We start from the raw sequence: 17,995 nt of genomic DNA, 5'->3' as shown, positions 1-17,995 counted from the left end.
AGTAATGCGGAGGAATTAGCACAATGAAAAAGATCCTTTCACTTCTGGTTCTGTTCTGTCTTTCCACAACCGCTGCCCATGCCGGCCTGAAGGTAATCGGCAAAGGAGACAGCATGCGGCTTGACCCCGCCAGATTTCCGTCGGCAATGAAAGCCAACTATGAGATCATGCGGGTGAAGTGTGTGAAGTGCCATACGCTGGAAAGGACCATTGTCGCCATTCAGACAGGGGTTGCGCCTATTTCCGGCCAGATCTTCGACCGGAATGCCACCAAGGCATATGGCATCAAGATGCTGCGCAAACCGGACTCGAACATGAACAAGGCCGAGGTCAAGGCAACCGTTGATTTGATGAACTACCTGCTCAACGAAGCCGAACGCTGAAAATAAAAACATTCCTGTACGATGCAAAGTCTTCGAAATCTGAGGGTTTCCACGTGAAAAATATGAAACTCAGCTATCGCTTGGTGGGCTCTTTCCTGATCATGGCCCTGATCGTTGCCTTGACCGGCGCCTTCGGCACCTGGAGCATGAAAAGGATGGGGGATCAGATCCAGAACATCATGCAGAACCTGGCCAGCCAGCAGAAATTGGTCCTGCTGATGGGGGTGACGCAGAAATACTGCCATGTGAGCCTTATGCAGGCAGCCATGGTTCGCGCCGAAACGGAGAAATTCGAGGAGTACGCCGAAGACTATCGCATGAAGCGGGACCTGTTCCGCAGTCAGTGCGAGACCATGCTCAAAGGGAATAAAAAGCTGGGCATCAAGGCTGCCAAGCCCGGCAGCGTCGTTGAACAGCGGACCAAGGCAGCTCTTGCCAGCTGGGAAGAGGTCGAGAAGCTGGCTGACGAACTGCTGGCCCACAAGGAGGCGCTGCTGAAGGGCGTCAGACCGGGCGTGGTGGATCAGACGGCCATGGCTGCCCTGGCAGACAACAAGCTCAACAAGCTTGCCCAGGAAGATATCAATGATGCCATAGAAAAGGCCAAGGCCGACACCGATGATCTTCTTCTCGAAGTCGGAAGCCAGATGACCAAGGCGGACAAGCAGATCCATGAAATACAGGCAACCGCAGTGATTGCCTTCGTGGTTGTCATCGTCGCCGCCGTCATTCTCGGTATCCTCCTTGGCGTCAAGACCACGAGGAACATCGTTACCCGCATACATGCCATGGCAAAGGCTCTCGACGAGGGGGCAGACGGCAATCTGACTACCAGGATCACCGTCGATTCCGGCGACGAGCTTGGAAAGCTGGGTGCCGACTTCAATGTGATGGCGGCAAAACTTTCCATTGTCGTCGGAAAAGTCAATCGGTCCGCTGCCGAGCTTACCTCCATCTCCGGGACCATCAGCGAATCTTCCCACAAGGTCGTCGATTCCGCCAGAATACAGGCAGACAGCGTCAACAACACTTCCGCGGCGATTTCCCAGATCAATACCTCCGTAAAGGGTGTTTCCAAGGGGGTTGACAGCCTTTCACTTTCGGCGTCGGAAAGCTCTTCCTCAATCCTGGAAATGGCTGCCAGTGTCGAGGAGGTTGCACAGAATGTGGAAACCCTTTCCCATTCCGTGGAAGACGTCAGTTCCTCCATCACCCAGATGGCCGCATCCGTCAAGCAGATCGGCAACGGGGTGGTGACCCTTCTGGATGTGGCGACGACAACCGCTTCTTCTGTAATGGAGATGGACAGCACCATCAAACAGGTCGAGCGGAATGCCATGGAGACGGCGGCCATTTCCGATGAAGTCCGTAAGGATGCCGAAACCGGCAAGGAAGCGGTTGGGGCAACCATCGAGGGTATCCATGAGATCAAGCGTTCCTCCCGCATTACCTATGAGGTGATCGACACCCTTTCCGGGCGGGCGAACGACATTGGCGCCATCCTTTCGGTTATCGACGAGGTTGCGGAGCAGACCAATCTCTTGGCATTGAATGCGGCCATTATTGCGGCACAGGCCGGAGAGCACGGCAAGGGATTTGCCGTTGTCGCCGACGAGATAAAGGAACTGGCTGAGCGCACCAGCAGCTCCACCAGGGAGATTGCCCAGGTCATCAAGGCGGTCCAGGATGAGACCCGCCGGGCAGTGCAGGCTATGGAGCAGGCGGAAAAGAGTATTGCCGACGGCGAGCTCCTTTCACAGAAATCGGGCGAAGCGCTGGAAAAGATCGTCGGTGGTGTCCAGAAGGCAACCGAACAGGTGGATGAGATAGCGCGAGCCACGGTGGAACAGGCAAAGGGAAGCCAGATGATTCGCGAAGCCATGGAGCAGGTGTCGGAGATGGTGGAGCAGATTGCCAAGGCCACTCGGGAGCAGGGGCAGGGGAGCGAACTGATCATGACGGCGGTCGAGAAGATGAAGACCCTTACGGCGCAGGTTCGCTCGTCTACGCGTGAGCAGAGCAAAGTGGGGGGCTTCATAGCCAAATCCACGGAAAACATCACCGAAATGATCCAACAGATAAAACGGGCCTGCGACGAGCAGAACCGCGGCAGCGAGCAGATTGTCGTTGCCGTTGAAGATATTCAGCAGTCAACCCACATCAACCTGCAGGCAACCAGTGCCATGAATGAGGCTGTATCCGGTCTCTTCCGCCAGATTGAAGTTCTGCGCGAAGAGATGTCCCTGTTCAAGGTGAATGCCGAGGAAATAGTGGAACTGGAAGAAACCGCGTAATCCGGAGAGTGTACTATGGGCAGAATCGACAATACCTTCGCCGCCCTGGCAGGAAAAGGAAAGAAAGCGCTGGTCACCTTTATCACCGCGGGTGACCCCGACCTTGAAACCACCGAATCGCTGATTCTCGATCTGGAAAAGTCGGGTGCCGATCTCATCGAGCTGGGTGTCCCCTTTTCCGATCCCATGGCCGATGGTCCCACAATTCAGCTGTCTTCTGAACGGGCCCTGGCAGCCGGCACCACCCTGCCAAAAATTTTAGTCACAGTAAAATCAGTGCGCAGAAAAACCGATATTCCCATCATTCTCATGGGCTATTACAATCCCATCTTCATGTATGGGGTCGAGCGATTCATTGCCGATGCCGTTGCTGCCGGTGTGGATGGGGTTCTGCTGGTCGATCTGCCCCCTGAAGAGGCGTCCGAATTCAAGGCCGTTGCCGACAGGAGCGGTCTGGCCGTCATCTTTCTTCTCACCCCCACTTCAGACGAGGAGCGGATATCGAAGGTGGCCCGCCTTGGCAGCGGTTTCATCTACTATGTCTCGGTTACCGGTGTTACCGGTGCCAGGTCCAGCGTAGCCGACACTGTCTTTTCCGAAGTGCAGAAGATCAGGGGACGGGTACCCTTGCCCGTCGTCGTTGGCTTCGGCATCTCCGATCCGGCCCAGGCAGGCGCCATTGCTTCTGTTGCCGACGGTGTCGTTGTCGGCAGCGCACTGGTGAAACAGTTCGAGGAATTCAACGGCAAAGAGCTCCATGCCCGGCTGTCTTCCATGGTTTCTGCCCTTAAGGCAGGCATGTCGGCCTGAGCCGGCACCTGACCGTCTCACTCCTTTGGTTTCTTCGTCTCCTTTACAATTGACGTGGCAGTTCCTTTCTGGTATTAGACATTTCACTCTTATTAAAACATACCGGCAGCTGCTACCATAAACGAGGGCAAAAATGGGCTTTTTCAGTAAACGCAACGGGGTCCAGGCGACCACCGAAAAAAAGAGGGTCCGGGTTCCGGAAGGTCTCTGGACCAAATGCCAGAGCTGCGGCGAAGTCATCATCTCCAAAGACATCGAGAACAACCTCAATGTCTGTCCCAAATGCAATTTCCATTTTCGCATATCGGCACGGAAGCGACTGGCCATCCTGCTGGACGAAGGCAGCTTTGCCGAACACGATGCCGGCATGGTATCGGTCGATTGTCTCAACTTCAAGGATTCGAAGAGCTACCAGGAGCGGATTAACGCAGCCGTTGCCAAAGGGGGTTCCAAGGACGCCATCATCTGCGGCGAGGGAAAGATTGACGGGACGCCGCTGCAGGTTGCCGTTTTCGATTTCTCCTTCATGGGGGGGAGTATGGGGAGCGTTGTCGGCGAGAAGATAACCCGGGCTGTGGAGCGGGGCATCGAGAAACACACGCCGGTGATCATCATCTCGGCATCGGGGGGGGCACGGATGCAGGAAAGCATCCTTTCCCTGATGCAGATGGCAAAGACCTCCGCGGCGCTGGCCAAGCTGAAGGAAAAAGGCCTTCCCTTCATATCCATCCTCACCGATCCCACCACCGGCGGCGTTACCGCTAGTTTCGCCATGCTGGGGGATATCAACATGTCCGAACCCAAGGCACTGATCGGTTTTGCCGGGCCACGGGTCATTGAACAGACCATCCGACAGAAGCTCCCCGCCGGTTTCCAGCGGGCCGAGTACCTCCTCGACCACGGCATGGTCGACATAATCGTCGAGCGCAAGGATATGCGCCAGAAGCTTTCCCAGATACTGAAGATGTTGTATCGCCAGTAAATGCTGCAAGCGGCCTTTCAGAGGCGAAAGCCCCTGCCTTCCCGAGATGTGAAGGACAGGGGCTTTTCGTTGTTTCACCTCTCCATAAAAACCCTAAATCTGTGGACTTTTCACCCTGCTTTCCCTATAATTCCGCCCTGCAATGACTTACCGGGAGATGCTTGACCACATATACGGCCTTGGCCGTTTCGGCATGAGGCCGGGACTGGAAAGGGTTTCCTCCCTGCTGCAGTCCCTGGGCAACCCCCAGTCAGCCTTCAAGTCCGTACACGTGGCCGGCACCAACGGCAAGGGCTCCACCTCATGCATGATGGCTTCGATCCTCAGGGAGGGGGGCTATCATATCGGTCTTTTTACCTCCCCGCACCTGATCGGCTTCACCGAGCGGATCCGTGTCGACGGCAGGGAGATTGCCGAGGAGGATGTGGTCCGTTTGGGGCGGAAAGTGATGGCGGCGGCACCGGCGGAGACAACCTTCTTCGAAATGGTCACCACCATGGCCTGCCTCCATTTCGCCGAGCAGCAGGTGGATTTGGCCGTCATGGAAGCCGGTATGGGGGGAACCTTCGATGCCACCAATGCCCTGGAGGGCATTCTTTCGGTCATCACCTCCATATCCCTCGATCACAGCGAATATCTAGGCTCGTCCGTTGCCGCTATTGCCAGGGAAAAGGCGGGTATCGTCAAGGCTTCGCGGCCGGTGGTGATTTCCTGCCAGGAACCCGCCGCTGCGGCCGAAATCAGGATGCGCTGCCATGAACTGAACAGCCCTCTTTATTGTTGCGGAGAAGATTTCCACGGGGAATGGCGAGAGAACAAGCTTTTCTACCGGGGAATGTCCGTTTCGCTGGATGGGGTGACCATTGGGCTTCGGGGCAGCTATCAGCGATTCAATGCGGCGACGGCGCTGGCCGCAGTGGAGGTCCTTGGCAAGGGAGACTTCCCCATGCCGACGGCGGCCATGACTGCCGGTATGGAAAAGGCTCAGTGGCCGGGCCGAATGGAGCTGATTAGCTCATCCCCCCGCATCCTCCTTGACGGCGCCCATAATCCGGCTGGTGGCAGGGCGTTAGCAGAGGCGCTTGTGGAAATCCCTCACAGACGCCTGCTGCTTGTCTGTGGCGTCATGGGAGACAAAGACCTGGGCGGCATTCTCGGCCCGATTCTGCCTCTTACCCATGAGGTCATTGCCGTGGCTCCCCGGTTGCCGCGCGCCCTTCCTTCCAGTGAGCTTGCCGAATTCTGCGCCGGACAGGGTGTCGCAGCCCGCGATGGGGGGAGCGTCGAGGCGGGGCTGACGACTGCCTGCAGCATGGCGGGTGCTGAGGACCTGATCCTTGTCTGTGGCTCCCTTTTTACCGTGGGCGAAGCACGTTCCATCATCCTTTCCCGACCATTCGAGCCCTTTCGTGGCTAGATCAGTAACGAGAGCCAAGTGCCAGCCCATTCACCGGTCAGAGTCCCTATGAAGCTTTCTGCGTTTTTGTGTACCATCGCGCTTTTCGCTGCCTTTGTTGGTTCCGCCGTTGCCGCCGAGGTTTCACCTTCGGGCACGGTGCATATTTCGGCTGACAGCCTCTCCTATGGGGAACGGAGTTCGTCCTTTGAAGCCGAGGGCAATGTGCGCATCAGGTACGACGGCGTTACGCTGCTGTCGGACCGGGCACTTTTCCGTGAGGACGAGGGGGAAGCCGTTGCGCAGGGCCATGTCCTTCTGGAAAAAGGGGACGATGTGCTCCATGGCGACCGGGTCAGGCTGAATACGGTGACCCAGCAGGGAGAGGTGACAAACGGCTACCTTTTTCTCAAGAAGCCGAACTTCCACATCCGCAGCAGCCTCATGAGCAAGACGGGAACCGCCGACTACCGCATGGAGCGCGGTTCCTTCACCACCTGTGACGGCGATTCTCCCAGCTGGCACTTCACCGCCCGCAGCCTGGATCTTACCCTGGAGGAATATGCTACCGGCAGCAACGTGCTTTTCTACGTGAAGAACATCCCGCTCCTCTATCTCCCCTACATCGTCTTTCCAGCCAAGACCGAACGGCAGTCGGGCCTGCTCATTCCACGCCTGGGCAATTCGACCAAAAAAGGTTTCTACCTCGATCTCCCATTTTACTGGGCAATGACTCCGAGCCAGGATGCGACCATTAATCTGGACATCCAGACCAGACGGGGAGTAGGGGTGGGGGTCGATTACCGCTATCTGGCTGAAGGGGGGAGGGAAGGGGCCGTTTCCGGTTACGGCATTTACGACACCTCCCAATCACGGTTCAGGGGGGAGCTCATTGAGCGGCATGTGGATACCGCCCCCGACACTCTTACCTTCAGGTCCGACATCAATCTGGTCAGCGACCGTGATTTTTACCGGGATTTTGCCAGTGATGCCGGAGAATACAACCGGCAGTACCTGGATTCGAGAGCTGCGCTGACAAAGCATTGGCAGGACCATGTGCTGACGGCTGAGCTGGATTACGTGGAGAATATGGATGCTGCCAGCAACAAGGGCACGCTGCAGAAGCTGCCGACTGTCTCCTTTACCACCGTCCGGCGCAAGATCGGCGGCAGTCCTGTTTTCTTCTCCCTTTATGCAGATGCCGTCAATTTTTATCGCGAAGAGGGGACCGAGGGACAGCGAGTCACCCTGCATCCCACCCTGACCTCCTATTTTCAGGCCGGTTCTCTTGATATGTCGGCTTCTGCCGGGTTCAGCCAGCGCCTGTACAATGCTTACGGCGGGGGAGAAGAAAGCGCCGTCCATGGTAAAGGTATTGCCGATGCCGAGTTTGCCGTCTCGACCCGCCTTGCCCGGGTATTCGACACCGGCCTCAATGCAATGCCCAAGGTGCGCCATCTGCTGGTTCCGGAGGTTGCCTACTCTTTCGTTCAGCAGCGGAACCAGGATAAGCTCCCTTTCTTCGATTACGATGACCGGGTGGTGGGGCAGAACGTGGTCGGACTGTCCCTGGCCAACTACATCACGGGAAAAATTGTCCAGGCAGACGGAACTCCCCTGTATCGGGAGCTTATGTTCCTGCGGCTCAGTCAGGGATACCAGATATCCGGCTCGCGTCGCGATCTCCTGGCCTTCGTGGACGAAGGGCGCCCCTTGACCGATCTTCGGGTGGAAGGGCGGCTGTCTCCCCTGGATCGGATATCCCTTGACCTGGACAGCCGCTTCAACACCTACCGGGGCAGCTTTTCCTCGACGATACTCGCCGGCGGATACGAAGGTGATAACGGCAACCGGTTCGGGGTCGGCTATCGCTTTTCCCGTGATTCCCTTGAGTACCTGGAAGGCAGGATCGGCGTGGGTCTTGTAAAACCCTTTGTTTTCAATTACACTACCCGCTATTCCTTCGACAAGGGGGACTTTCTCGAGTCTATTTACGCCCTGGAGTACAAGCACCAATGCTGGGGGGTAACCTTGTCCTACCGCGACCGGCCCGACAACCGGGAATTCATGGTGACCTTCACCCTGGCCGGGGTGGGGGCGCTCGGGCCACTGAAGACGTTCTAGTATGGCTTTATTTTAAATATATCCGAGCTTATTGAGGAGGAATGATGGCGGATAAATTCTTACCCCGTGCCGTTCTCGTTACCGGGGGCGCCGGGTTCATCGGCTCCAACTTCATCAACAGTTTCATGGCGGGCAACCCCGGCTGCCGGGTCATAAACCTTGACCTGCTCACCTATGCGGGGAACCTGGAAAACCTGAAAGGGGTGGAAAACAACAGCTCTTACCGCTTTGTCAAGGGTGATATCTGCGATGCCTCCCTGGTGGCAGGATTGCTTGCCGAGGAAAAGGTCGATGCCATAGTTCATTTCGCTGCCGAATCCCACGTGGATCGTTCCATTACCGGCCCCGAAATCTTCGTCCGCACCAATGTCCTCGGGACGCAGGTGCTCCTGGAAGAGAGCCGCAAACACTGGCAGGCAAAGGTTGTACCGGAATTCCGTTATCTCCAGGTTTCCACCGACGAAGTCTACGGCTCCCTGGGTGAGACCGGCTTTTTCACCGAAGAAACGCCCCTCGCCCCCAACTCACCATATTCGGCCAGCAAGACCGGCGCCGACCTCCTGGTTCGCGCTTACCACGAGACCTACGGTTTTCCCACCCTCAACACGCGCTGTTCCAACAACTACGGGCCTTACCATTTCCCCGAGAAGCTGATTCCGCTCATGATCCACAACATCATGAACAGAAAGCCGCTCCCGGTGTACGGGGACGGGCTCAACGTACGTGACTGGCTACATGTGAAGGATCATTCCATAGCCATCGAGACGGTGCTGAAAACCGGCCGACTCGGACAGGTCTATAATATCGGCGGCAACAACGAATGGAAGAACATCGACATTGTCAATCTTGTCTGCGACCTGCTTGACAGCAGGCTCGGGCGTATGGCGGAGGAAAATCGACAGCTGATCACCTTTGTCAAGGATCGTCCCGGCCATGACCGCAGATATGCCATCGACGCCTCGAAGATGCGCCGGGAACTGGGGTGGTCCCCCTCCTATACCTTCGAGCGGGGCATTGCCGAGACAATCGACTGGTATCTGGCCAATCAGGACTGGGTCGGGAAGGTCACCTCCGGCGCTTACCGCGACTACTACGAAAAGATGTACGGGGGGCGCTGATGATTCTCGTTGTCGGTGCAAAGGGGATGCTCGGCCAGGACCTGATGACCTTGCTCGGTTCCGCCGCCAGGGGCGTGGATCTGGAGGATGTTGACATTACTTCACTGGAATCGGTGCAGAAGGTGCTTTTTAGCATCAGGCCGAGGATAGTCATCAATGCCGCTGCCTATACGGATGTGGACGGCTGCGAAACGAACCCTGATCTGGCCATGCAGGCCAACGGCGAAGGGGTTGCCCACCTGGCCATGGCCACCAGCGAAATTGGCGCGAAACTGGTGCAGGTGAGTACCGACTATGTCTTTGACGGACGTAAAGGTAGCCCATATCTGGAGGATGAGCCGACCGGACCCTTGAGTGTCTATGGCGAATCTAAGCTGGCGGGGGAGATGAATGCCCGCTTCAATCCCGATTACCTGATCGTCAGGACTCAATGGCTTTATGGCGTAAATGGCAAGAACTTTGTCGAAACCATGCTGCGGCTGGCCACGGAGAAAAAGGAACTGGCGGTGGTGGACGATCAGATTGGTTCCCCCACCTGGACCGTTGATCTGGCCCTGGCCATCAGGGCGCTTGTGGAAAAGGATTGCCGCGGCATCTACCATGCTGCCAATACCGGATTCTGCTCATGGAACGAGTTTGCCCGTGCTATCTTCGCCGAATCGGGGATCGACATGCGAGTCAACCCCTTGGCGACGAAGGATCTGGGGCGGCCGGCCCCCCGGCCGCTCTATTCGACCCTTGATTGCGGTAAGCTGGTCCGCGACACCGGCTTTCAACTCCAGCCGTGGCGCGAAGCACTGAAAAACTATCTAAAACTGAGGAGGCTGTAATGGAGCGAGGCGAACGTCCATGGGGAACCTACACCGTTCTTGAGGAAAACAAGAGCTACAAGATCAAACGGATCGAGGTGAAACCCGGTCAGCGTCTCTCCCTGCAGATGCATCACCATCGCAGTGAGCACTGGATCGTCGTCTCTGGAACGGCGAAGATCACCTGCAACGGCAGGGAGCAGCTCATCAACATCAATGAGTCCACTTTCATTCCCATGGGGGCCACCCATCGGCTTGAGAATCCCGGCATCATCCCCCTGACCATCATCGAAGTCCAGAGCGGCGAGTATCTGGGCGAAGACGACATCATCCGCCTCCAGGATGACTATCATCGTGTGGACAACGGGGAAGAAACGCTTCCCTGATCTTCTGCTTTTCCATTGCCTGCCAAAAGGAAACCCCAGTGAAGAAACGTCTCAACATGCTGCGTGAATTCTCGGTACCGCTTCTGGCCGGAGTTGTCGCAGCACTGTTCTGGAGCAACCTCGACCCGGAAGGTTACCACTCCTTCATCCATGGGCCGTCGATAGCAGGTCTCAGCGTCCATTTCCTAACCAATGACCTCTTCATGGTGATGTTCTTTGCCATTGCGGCAGTGGAGATAACTCAGAGCTTTCATCCGGGGGGAGATCTCAACCCGCTGAAAAAGGCGCTCAATCCGCTCTTTGCAACACTTGGCGGCGTCATTGGCCCCATTGCCGTCTATTTCATCATCAACTACTTTATCGGCTCTCCGGAGCTGCGCCATGGCTGGGGGATTCCCACGGCGACTGATATCGCTTTCGCATGGCTGGCCGCCCGCCTCGTTTTCGGCAAGAACCACCCGGTCGTTTCTTTTCTCCTGCTGCTTGCCGTTGCCGATGATGCCATCGGCCTGGCCATCATCGCCGTTTTTTATCCCGATCCGCATTTCCCGACCGCCCCCCACTGGTTGCTCCTGACCGTCTGCGGTGTGCTGCTGGCGCTTATCCTCCGCTGGATCAATATCAAGAGCTACTGGCCCTATGTCATCATCGGCGGCGGGCTGAGCTGGAGCGGGCTCTTCACCGCCCACCTGCATCCCGCACTGGCACTGGTCTTCATCATTCCACTTCTTCCCCATGCAGCAAGGGAAAAAAAGCATCTCTTCGAAGACGATCCCGGCGACCTGACAACCCTGGCCCGGTTCGAGCATGACTGGCGTGTGGTAGTCGATATCGGCCTGTTCATGTTCGGACTGGCCAACGCCGGAGTGGAACTGACCGCTGTCGGATCTGTCACCTGGATTGTCCTGTGCTCCCTTATCTTGGGCAAAGCAACGGGCATTTTTTTGTTCGGGGCTGTCGCCGATCTCGTTGGTTACCGGCTGCCTAAAGGGATGGGGCGCAGGGAGCTGCTGCTGGCCGGTATCATCGCTGGCATCGGCTTTACCGTTGCCCTTTTTGTGGCCGGCGAGGCTTTCATCGAGCCTGCGGTGCAGGGGGCCGCAAAAATGGGCGCCATGCTGAGCATTGTCGCCGCTCCACTTGCCCTGCTGCTGGCAAAGGTTATGCGCCCCTCCTAGTCCTCCCGTTACCCTTGACATATCCCGGGCAAGCACCTAGACTTTGCAGCTGGATCGTCGGACGCCATTTCTTCAAGGAGTGTTCACCATGTATATCGTCATTCTTGCCGGCGGCTCCGGCACCCGTTTCTGGCCCCTTTCGCGAAAAAAAACACCGAAACAGCTGATGTCGGTCTTCGGCGGCAAATCAATGCTGCAGCGGACCGTGGAACGGGTCCTGCCGCTGAAGCCGAAACGAATCCTGGTCGTGACCAACGTCATGCAGGCCGACGAGACATCGCGGCAACTGGAATATATCAAGGGGGTCCCGGTGGACATCATTGCCGAGCCCTTGGGGCGCAACACCGCCCCGGCCATCGGCCTGGCTGCGTCCATCATCGCCTACCACGACCCCGATGGGGTGATGGCGGTCCTTCCCGCCGACCATTACATCACCGACGAGGCGGGATTCTGCCGGATTCTCAGCCAGGGCAGAGAAACGGCCATGAACGGCTATCTGGTGACGCTGGGCATTACCCCCACCAGGCCGGAGACTGGGTATGGCTATATCGAGGCCGAAAACGCCTGGCGCGGCCACGGTCCCTTTCCGGTCAAGCGCTTCGTGGAGAAGCCAAACCGGGAGAAGGCGCTGGAGTTTCTGGAAGCGGGCAACTTCTTCTGGAACAGCGGCATGTTCCTCTGGAAGGCATGCACCATCCTTGACGGGATCAGCAGTTTCATGCCCTCCCTGGCCGTTTCCCTGTCGAAGCTGGTTTTCTCGGAGAGCATCTGGGAACTGAACGACCTGCGGCCCCAGATCGAAACGATCTACGGAGAAATATCCGGGGAATCCATCGATTTCGGGGTAATGGAAAAGGCGGATAACGTCCAGGTCATACCGGCCGATTTCGGCTGGAGCGATGTGGGAAGCTGGAGCGCCATTCCCGAGGTAGCCGATGCCGACCAACTGGGGCACGTGGTCATCAACGCCCAAGAGGTCATCTCCGTCGATGCCCATGATTGTCTGGTCTATGGGGATAGCCGCTCGGTGGCCCTGATTGGTGTCCGCGATCTGATCGTCGTCAACACCCCCGATGCCCTCCTCGTTTGCCCCAAAGAGCGGGCACAGGATGTGAAAAAGGTGGTAGAGGAGCTGGAGAGGCGTGGACTTAAGGAATACCTGTGAGGCGGTAGCCGGTTGATGGTCGGTGGTTGATGGTTAAAGCTAAGAACCTAGAACATAGAACTTAGAACAGGTTTTCTGCATGTTTGGCTGGACTGGAAAAATACTCAAGGTTGACCTCACGAAAGGTCGTTGCTGGCGCGAGGATATCCCTCCCGATTTTCTGCATGTATATCTGGGTGGGCGCGGGCTCGGCGTTCGGCTGATGCGGGACTATTATCGGCTGGACCCCTTCGACCCGCAGATGCCGCTGATCTTTGCCGTCGGCCCCCTCTGCGGCACCGCTGCCCCCACTGCCGCACGACTGGCGGTCGTCTCCCGTTCGCCGCTGACCGGCACCATATACGACTGCTCGGCCGGCGGGCGTTTTGCCTGGCAGCTGAAAGCAGCAGGGCTTGATGCCCTGTTCATCTCCGGTCAGAGCAGCAGACCGGCGGTGCTTTCCCTAGAGGGAGAAAAGGCGGAGCTTCTGCCCGCCGATCATCTCTGGGGGCAGAGCGTTCATAAAACCGCTGCCGCGCTGAAAACCGGGGGCAGCACAGCCTGTATCGGCCCGGCTGGTGAGAACGGCGTCCTCTATGCCAACATCATGATGGGGGAGGGGAACTCGGTCGGCAGGGGTGGTCTCGGTGCGGTGATGGGCAACAAGCGGCTCAAAGCCATTGTCGTTGCCGGGGATGGGCAGGCTGCCGTCGCCGATCGGGCGCGCTTCGACCATGCCCGCCAGGACGTGATGCGCCTCTTTCGGGCATCGCCGGTCATTTTCGGCGAACTGGGAATTGGCGAATATGGAACACCGGCCCTGGTGGACCTGATGCGCCAGCGGCGGATGGCACCGACGGAAAATTTCGGCAGGACCTTTTTTGCCCAGTCAGGCAACTATTCGGGGCCCGCCATCCGCAAGGCCTGCGGAGCAAAAAAAGACGGCTGCTACGGCTGCCCCATCCAGTGCAAGAAGAGCACCCCCGAAGGGGAGCACCTTCCCGAGTACGAGACCGTTTCCCATTTCGGCGGCCTCAACGGCATTGCCGATCTCCATGCCATCGTCAAGGCGAATACCCTCTGTAATGAGCTTGGCCTGGACACCATCAGCGCCGCTGCGACCCTTGCCGCCTGGGGTGAGATCCGCGGCCGGTTTCCGGCGGCTGATGAGCTTTCGCCGCTTTTAGAGTCTATTGCTTTCGGAAAGGGGGAAGGTGCGCTCCTTGCCCTCGGCTCGCGCCGGGTGGCGGAGGCCATGGGGAGGCCTGAGCTCTCCATGTCGGTCAAGTCCCTGGAACTTCCCGCCTACGACCCACGCGGCGCCTACGGCATGGCCCTTGCCTATTGCACCAGCAATCGGGGGGGCTGCCACCTGCGTGCCTATCCCATTTCCCATGAGATCCTGAGAAAGCCGGTGCCCACAGACCGCTTTTCCTTCTCCGGCAAGGCACGGATCATCAAGGTTGCCGAAGACACCAATGCCGCCATCGATTCCCTGGTCGCCTGCAAATTCTCCTTTTTTGGCGCGACGCTCGAGGAGTATGCGGAATTGCTCTCTGCGGCCACCGGGGCAGAGTACTCGCCCCAGTCCCTGAAAGAAGCAGGGGAGCGAATTTATCTGACCGAACGATTCTACAACTGCGCCAATGGCTTCGATGCAAAGGACGACCTCTTGCCCCCCCGCTTTTACCGTGAACCCGGCTCCAGCGGCGAAGGCATCGAAATCGCGCCCATCGACCGGCAGCGGTTTGATGAGGAGATGCAGAAATACTACCGAATGCGCGGTTTGACCGAGAAGGGGACATTTGCCGGTGGGGACTTTCTGGGGCACCTGCCATGAGAGACCAGATCGCCAAATATGCCGCCAAGCTCCGTGCCGACCGCTCTGCCGTTGCCGGGGAGATCGCCTTTGCCGCCCAGGACGATGTGCTGATCACCGATGGCAACGGGGCACTGGCAACATTTGCGGGAGATGTCCTTTCCCGTCTCAATTGCCTCGGTCTCGTGGTCGCCCGGCCGGCACTTCCCTTTGCCGATCTGCTCGTGCGCCGGGCTCCGGCATCTGAGGAGCGCATCTTTCCGAATGATACGGAAACCCGCACCTTCCTGCATGACATCCCTTTTCTGCGCCGGAACGAACTGGGGGGCGACCCAGTCGGCCGGATCGCCCGGATGCTCGGCAATCGCAAGGGGATCATCATCGAGGGACTCGGTATTGTCGCCAGCGGTGCCGTCACCATCGAGCAGGCCTACATCAACTACTCCTCGATTTTCCATTCCACCTTCGTCAAATATCTGCAGGATGTACTTGACCGGGGCTTCCTCTTACCGGAAGAGGCCGGAATCTTCGAGGCCTTTCGCCGTGACTGGCTGCAGCCCCTGACCCCTGATGGGCTGAGCTTTACCGAAACGCCGCTCACCTCGCCCGGGGAAATCTTCGGGGAAATTACACGAGTTGGACGCTACACCGTCGAACGGGGGTTGGTGGATTCCTTCTTCGGCAACATTTCTGCCCGGGTCGGGGATATCATCTACATCTCCCAGACTGCCGCCAGTCTGGACGAGCTTGCCGGCTGCATCGATCCGGTTCCCATGGACAATTCCTCCACTACCGGCATTACCGCATCCAGCGAACTAATTGCTCACCGGCGCATCTATGAGGCAACCGATACGGCAGTCATACTCCACGGTCACCCGAAATTCTCCGTGATCATGAGCATGCGTTGTCAGGAACAGGGCTGCCAAATAACGGACTGCTGGAAGGATTGCCCCAGGGTTCGCTTCCTGGGCGATACCCCGGTGGTGGCTGGAGAAATCGGCGCCGGCGGTCTTGCCAAAAGGGTGCCGCCGGTTATCGGCGCGCCTGGAAAAGCGATCGTCTACGGCCATGGCGTCTTTACCATAGGCCGCAACTTTGGCGAAGCATTCCGGGCCATGGTGCAGGTGGAGAACTGGTGCCGGGATGAGTATTTTCGGCTGCAGGCAGAGGGGTGAAAGGAGCTATGTCCGAAAAGAAAAACATAGCCCGGGCCGCCGGTGTCCTCGGCTTTGCCACCATCCTTTCTCGCATCATGGGCATGGTCCGGGACATGGTCGTCTCGCGGCTCTTTGGCGCCGGTTTTGCCACCGACGCCTTTTTTGCCGCCTTCCAAATCCCCAACATGCTGCGCCGCTTTTTTGCCGAAGGGGCGCTGACTTCCGCCTTTGTCCCGACTTTTTCCGAATGGTACACCCAGAAGGGGGAGGTGGAGGCACGGGAGCTGGCAAATGTCTGCTTTACGGCACTGACCATAGTCATGGCCGCTGTTACCCTTCTCGGCACTATTTTTTCACCGCAGATCGTCCATCTTATGTTTCCCGGCTTCAAGGCAGAACCGGCAAAACTGGAATTGACCATTCTCCTCAACCGGCTGATGTTTCCCTACATTTTCTTCGTCAGCCTGGTGGCGCTGTGCATGGGTATTCTGAACACTTTGCGCCACTTTTTTACTCCCGCCATATCCACTGTATTCCTCAACCTGTCCATGATCCTCTGTGCCCTGTTTCTGCACAGGCAGTTTCAGGTGCCTATAATCGCCCTGGCTGCAGGTGTCCTCTTGGGAGGAACCCTACAGTTGCTCCTCCAACTGCCGGTATTGTACCGAAAGGGTTTCCCCTTGCGCTGGCACTTCGATTTCCGGCACCCGGCCATGCGCCGAATCGCTTTGCTCATGGGACCTGCCGTCTTCGGTGTCGGCGTCTATTATCTGAATATTACGGTTGGGGCAATCCTGGCATCCTACCTGCCCCAGGGAAGTGTGTCCTATCTTTATTACGCCCAGCGGCTCTTCGAGTTTCCCCAGGGGATCTTCACCGTTTCGGTGGCCCAGGCGGTGCTTCCTTCCATGAGCAGACAGGCGGCGGCAGGTGATATGGATGCCCTCAAGGAATCCCTTGCCTTCGGTCTCAAACTGACCATTTTTATTACCATTCCTGCCATGGCCGGCCTGATGCTCTGCTCCATCCCCATCTTTTCCCTCCTCTTCATGGGAGGGGCATTCGATTACGCAAAGGCAGAGCAGTGCGGCATCGCCCTTTTCTATTATTCCCTGGGACTTTCCTTTGTGGCCCTGGTCAGGGTTCTGGTGCCTGCCTTTTATGCGCTGAAAGATACCCGTACACCGGTTGCAACCGCTTTCATCGCCTTCATTCTCAACCTTTGCTTCAGTCTGCTGCTCATGGGACCGCTCAGGCATGGCGGCCTGGCGCTGGCCTCCACCCTGTCCGCCCTGGGAAACATGGCGCTCCTTATCTGGTTTTTGCGGAGAAAAATCGGCCCCTTCGGCGGGAAAAGCATCGTAGTGGCGGGGGGGAAGGCCGTCGTGGCGTCATTTCCCATGTCCCTTGTCGTTTATTGGTTCATGACCCTTACGGACTGGTCACGATACGGGCACAAGCCGATCAAGATCGTTGTCCTTGGTGGTGCGGTCGCAGCAGGAATCGGCCTTTACTACCTATTCGCCCATCTGCTGCGATGCGAAGAGGCCCGTGAGGCAACCGCTCTCGTGCGGCGAAAGGTTTTGAAACGATGAACAAGCCCGAACCGACAAGAGATGCAGCACCATTTTACTCGCTGTACAGTACCCCCATTGGCGCGGGTGGCGTCGTTGCCAGTGCCGCCGGCCTTGTCGAGGTCTTTCTCCCTTTTGATCGACAGGGGGAGGAAGAAACGCTGAATCACCTGAAAAAACTCTATCCCGAGGCGCAGTGCGGCAATGAATTGACGGAGCGGGCTGCAGACCTCTTGCAGCGATATTTTGCGGGGGAACGTGTGGACTTCCCGCTGGCACTGGACATGAGTCGATTTACCCCTTTCCAGAGGCGTGTCTATGAAGCTGTTTGCGACATCCCCTATGGATGCGTCAGAACTTATGCCCGTGTTGCTGCGGAGCTCGGCTGCAAGGGTGCTGCCCGGGGGGTCGGCACTGCCATGGCCCTAAATCCGTTGCCGATCATCGTGCCCTGTCATCGAGTCGTCGGTGCTTCAGGCGCCATGACCGGCTACTCCGCTGCCGGAGGCGTTGCCTCGAAGGTAATGCTGCTGAAAATGGAAGGACTTTCCTTCGATAAAAAGGGGCGGGTAATAATGTTGGATTAGATTTTGTTAATTATAGTTATAAACATGCAGATAGATAAATTTCTCAAAAAAAGCCCCGGCAATATCAGCAGAATGTTTACACCATAAAAAAAGAGTAACTAGCCCTTAAGCCTTTGAATTTACTTCAGTAAATACTATGCTTAAAAAATATGCAGATTGCAGAAAGGCTTTGAAAAGTATGAATTTATGGTTTTGTCCACAAAGTTACTAACAGATTATCCACAGGTTTTGTGG

General features: G+C 57.3%; 15 protein-coding genes. All 15 read left to right on the top strand.

Going from position 1 to position 17,995, the window contains the following annotated elements:
• The first annotated feature begins 23 nt into the window (after positions 1 to 23).
• The 15 genes from ML541_RS08755 (at position 24) to ML541_RS08685 (ending at position 17,761) form a co-directional block, all read left to right on the top strand.
• Entirely contained in the window at positions 24 to 383 is a 360-nt protein-coding gene (locus tag ML541_RS08755; RefSeq protein WP_243372359.1) for a cytochrome C, read from the top strand.
• A gap of 53 nt (positions 384 to 436) precedes the next feature.
• On the top strand, positions 437 to 2,677 hold the full coding sequence (locus ML541_RS08750; protein ID WP_243372358.1) for a HAMP domain-containing methyl-accepting chemotaxis protein: 2,241 nt from the start codon (positions 437 to 439) through the stop codon (positions 2,675 to 2,677).
• Between the two features lie 15 nt (positions 2,678 to 2,692).
• Positions 2,693 to 3,487 carry a tryptophan synthase subunit alpha gene (gene trpA, locus ML541_RS08745; protein ID WP_243372357.1) on the top strand — a complete coding sequence of 265 codons (795 nt, stop codon included), beginning with the start codon at positions 2,693 to 2,695 and terminating at the stop codon, positions 3,485 to 3,487.
• 133 nt (positions 3,488 to 3,620) lie between these two features.
• Positions 3,621 to 4,469, top strand: a complete 849-nt coding sequence (accD, locus tag ML541_RS08740; protein ID WP_243372356.1) for an acetyl-CoA carboxylase, carboxyltransferase subunit beta — start codon at positions 3,621 to 3,623, stop codon at positions 4,467 to 4,469.
• A gap of 157 nt (positions 4,470 to 4,626) precedes the next feature.
• Positions 4,627 to 5,886, top strand: coding sequence for a folylpolyglutamate synthase/dihydrofolate synthase family protein (locus ML541_RS08735; RefSeq protein ID WP_347710795.1), 1,260 nt, complete (start codon positions 4,627 to 4,629; stop codon positions 5,884 to 5,886).
• A 48-nt stretch (positions 5,887 to 5,934) separates the two neighbouring features.
• Positions 5,935 to 7,989, top strand: coding sequence for an LPS assembly protein LptD (gene lptD, locus ML541_RS08730; protein ID WP_243372354.1), 2,055 nt, complete (start codon positions 5,935 to 5,937; stop codon positions 7,987 to 7,989).
• 44 nt (positions 7,990 to 8,033) lie between these two features.
• Positions 8,034 to 9,107, top strand: coding sequence for a dTDP-glucose 4,6-dehydratase (gene rfbB / locus ML541_RS08725; protein ID WP_243372353.1), 1,074 nt, complete (start codon positions 8,034 to 8,036; stop codon positions 9,105 to 9,107).
• The gene (rfbD, locus tag ML541_RS08720) at positions 9,107 to 9,937 is read left to right on the top strand and encodes a dTDP-4-dehydrorhamnose reductase (RefSeq protein WP_243372352.1); all 831 of its coding nucleotides are present in this window, start codon (positions 9,107 to 9,109) and stop codon (positions 9,935 to 9,937) included. The genes rfbB and rfbD overlap by 1 nt, the downstream gene beginning before the upstream one ends.
• On the top strand, positions 9,937 to 10,302 hold the full coding sequence (locus tag ML541_RS08715; protein ID WP_243372350.1) for a cupin domain-containing protein: 366 nt from the start codon (positions 9,937 to 9,939) through the stop codon (positions 10,300 to 10,302). Before rfbD ends, ML541_RS08715 begins: the two co-directional genes overlap by 1 nt.
• Before the next feature lie 38 nt (positions 10,303 to 10,340).
• A complete protein-coding gene (locus ML541_RS08710) occupies positions 10,341 to 11,480 on the top strand; it encodes a Na+/H+ antiporter NhaA (protein ID WP_243372348.1) in 1,140 nt (379 codons plus the stop codon).
• Between the two features lie 88 nt (positions 11,481 to 11,568).
• Positions 11,569 to 12,645: a mannose-1-phosphate guanylyltransferase gene (locus tag ML541_RS08705; RefSeq protein ID WP_243372347.1), complete on the top strand. Its 1,077-nt coding sequence runs from the start codon at positions 11,569 to 11,571 to the stop codon at positions 12,643 to 12,645.
• A gap of 79 nt (positions 12,646 to 12,724) precedes the next feature.
• On the top strand, positions 12,725 to 14,464 hold the full coding sequence (locus ML541_RS08700; protein WP_243372346.1) for an aldehyde ferredoxin oxidoreductase family protein: 1,740 nt from the start codon (positions 12,725 to 12,727) through the stop codon (positions 14,462 to 14,464).
• Positions 14,461 to 15,618 carry a class II aldolase/adducin family protein gene (locus tag ML541_RS08695; protein WP_243372345.1) on the top strand — a complete coding sequence of 386 codons (1,158 nt, stop codon included), beginning with the start codon at positions 14,461 to 14,463 and terminating at the stop codon, positions 15,616 to 15,618. The genes ML541_RS08700 and ML541_RS08695 overlap by 4 nt, the downstream gene beginning before the upstream one ends.
• Before the next feature lie 8 nt (positions 15,619 to 15,626).
• On the top strand, positions 15,627 to 17,195 hold the full coding sequence (gene murJ / locus ML541_RS08690) for a murein biosynthesis integral membrane protein MurJ (RefSeq protein ID WP_243372344.1): 1,569 nt from the start codon (positions 15,627 to 15,629) through the stop codon (positions 17,193 to 17,195).
• Positions 17,192 to 17,761: a methylated-DNA--[protein]-cysteine S-methyltransferase gene (locus ML541_RS08685; protein WP_243372343.1), complete on the top strand. Its 570-nt coding sequence runs from the start codon at positions 17,192 to 17,194 to the stop codon at positions 17,759 to 17,761. Before murJ ends, ML541_RS08685 begins: the two co-directional genes overlap by 4 nt.
• The last annotated feature ends 234 nt before the right edge of the window (positions 17,762 to 17,995 follow it).

The organism is Geotalea sp. SG265 (assembly GCF_022808985.1).
Classification (GTDB): Bacteria; Desulfobacterota; Desulfuromonadia; order Geobacterales; family Geobacteraceae; genus Geotalea.
This window is presented reverse-complemented; position numbering and strand designations above follow the sequence as displayed.